The 1,488-nt window shown below is 29.2% G+C and carries 3 protein-coding genes; all 3 read left to right on the top strand.

What is annotated here, in order from left to right:
* Nucleotides 1-571, top strand: a 571-nt coding sequence (locus ABT112_RS35090) for a hypothetical protein (RefSeq protein WP_351515824.1), incomplete at its 5' end; no start/stop codon positions are given.
* Nucleotides 572-856, top strand: a complete 285-nt coding sequence (locus ABT112_RS35085; RefSeq protein WP_058223627.1) for a tryptophan/threonine-rich antigen C-terminal domain-containing protein — start codon at nucleotides 572-574, stop codon at nucleotides 854-856.
* A gap of 16 nt (nucleotides 857-872) precedes the next feature.
* Nucleotides 873-1,415 (top strand): hypothetical protein, encoded by a 543-nt coding sequence (locus ABT112_RS35080; protein ID WP_351515823.1) that lies wholly within the window; start codon nucleotides 873-875, stop codon nucleotides 1,413-1,415.
* The last annotated feature ends 73 nt before the right edge of the window (nucleotides 1,416-1,488 follow it).

Below are 1,488 nucleotides of genomic sequence, written 5' to 3'. Positions count from 1 at the left end.
TGAATGTCTAATCGATATAGATATAACGGATGATCATACAAAAAAATTATATAATGTGGAGCAAGAAGGGCAATATTATGGGATTAATATAGCCATAGTAAGTTTTTCAAATCATCTACTTGGAGAGGCCGTAAGTCAAAAAGTTTTAACTAATAATTTTGATAATGGAAGATACTATGATTTAAAAATGGCTTATCAAAATCATTTAAAAAAAATCGAAGATTTAGATGATAATTTATATAATGAAGAATATTTTTGGGACATAGCATCTTTACAAGATAGGATTTCTGGAAGAAAAGGCACTTCCTCTGCTGGTGGAACAGGTTTAACAGTATTAATTAATAGCTTACAAAAAGAGGCAGATAATGATACTTGTTATGTTATAAGTGGAGAAAAAATCATTTCATTTAAAAAAGATTTTATTGAGCGAGATTCAAATGGATGGCTAGGTTTCAATAGACAAAATGATTTTTTTAATCATAAACCTGATATTTCCATCTTAAACAGCAGTAGCCTTTGGATACCTGGAACTGCATTCAACTTAAATTTTGTTATGAGAAAAGAGAAATAAATGATTACTATAGAGTTAAAATTTGATAAAACAGTGTCAGGACTTGCAGGGTACCCCTTTGCTAAGTCTGAGTATCAAAAACAAGTCAAAGAAAAGTATACCAATTATTCAGAAAAGCTAGTAATAGTATTTCCAGATAATATTGAAAAGGTGGCATCATCATTTGTACAAGGATTTTTCGAAGATCTTGTAAATGAGATCGGATACGAAGGAATCGAAAAAAATGTTACCATAAAAGCTAAAAACGATAAATTAGCTCAACTTATATTCGAAAGATTATTTTAATGAGAAAGTTGGGTTTATGCATATCAATTACATATTATTAGCAGAAGCGACTTCCAAGAGAGTATCTGATACAAATTCAAACTGGTTTGGACCCAGTTCGATTCTTTCAATCATAGCAATCATTATTTCTATTGGTACACTTTTTTTTCAAAATTATAAAAATGAGAAACATCATAGAACCAATTTAGAGGCAGGATATTTCAAAGATATTTATTTGGAATATTTACTAAAGGAAATTCCTAGATCTAGGCAAAAGGTTATATTTAATGGTGAAAAAATTACAGGTACCGATGATATAATAGAAGTGTTAAACTTAATTAGGCAAGATTCATTGTTTTTCAAATATAAATCGCCAGAATATTATAGGAAGATAGTTCATAAGATACAGGAACTAGAAGATAAATATATAGATCCCAAGGTTAGCGATAGTGATAGTTTTGCAGTGTTTCATGCTGAAGTAGAAAAATTACTATCAGATATTTATAGAATAATTTTTGATGAGTATCTAGGGAAAAGAAGATTTAGTAAATTTAAGAGAAAAAATAAAAGCACTCAATAAGTGCTCAGTCATGGTTCTCAATTTTACGCACGGCGGTGCAATTTTTAACAGTGTATTTTAACAGAGTTTTGAT

This window comes from Streptomyces sp. NPDC002055 (assembly GCF_040296705.1).
In the GTDB taxonomy this organism is placed as follows: domain Bacteria; phylum Actinomycetota; class Actinomycetes; order Streptomycetales; family Streptomycetaceae; genus Streptomyces.
This window is presented reverse-complemented; position numbering and strand designations above follow the sequence as displayed.